The sequence below is a fragment of the Vibrio sp. 1727 genome (genome assembly GCF_033344415.1).
Classification (GTDB): domain Bacteria; phylum Pseudomonadota; class Gammaproteobacteria; order Enterobacterales; family Vibrionaceae; genus Vibrio; species Vibrio alginolyticus.
On record NZ_JAWPOT010000633.1, the window covers coordinates 1 to 527 of the forward strand.

Genomic DNA, 527 nt, shown 5'->3' on the forward strand with positions numbered 1-527 from the left:
GGCAACCAGAAGATCATCGAGGCACAACCACCGTAAACGTGTTTATGGGTAACAACCAGGGTGGTTCAGTAGACATTAAGAAAGTGTCTCAGGTTACATTGTCACGTCGTGACGATTGGCTAGGTTACTAACAACAAAACAAGAACAGGTGAGGGGATGCGATATACATCATCCCTTCTCCTGAACAAGGAGTGGCTTGATGAGTGAATTAGCAAGGGATATAGAACCAGCGGAGATCTTACTCTCGGTAAACAACATCGAAGTGGTCTACGACGAAGTTATTTTGGTTCTGCGTGGCGTGAGCCTTGAAGTACCTAAAGGTCAAATCGTGACGCTGTTAGGCGCGAACGGGGCAGGTAAATCGACCACACTAAAAGCCATTTCGGGTTTGTTAAAAACCGAAGATGGTGAAGTGACTCGCGGTGAAATTACCTTCATGGGCGAGCGTATCGACAACAAGAGCCCGGAAGAAATTGTCCGTTCGGGCATTTTCCAAGTGATGGAAGGGCGTCGAATTGTTGAAGACA

Annotated in this window: 1 protein-coding gene; it reads left to right on the forward strand. The window is 47.1% G+C overall.

Annotation, left to right across the window (positions count from 1 at the left end; translation table 11 throughout):
• Nucleotides 1-199 precede the first annotated feature (199 nt).
• A partial coding sequence (locus R8O10_RS27315; protein ID WP_318192247.1) for an ATP-binding cassette domain-containing protein occupies nt 200-527 on the forward strand: 328 nt, incomplete at its 3' end.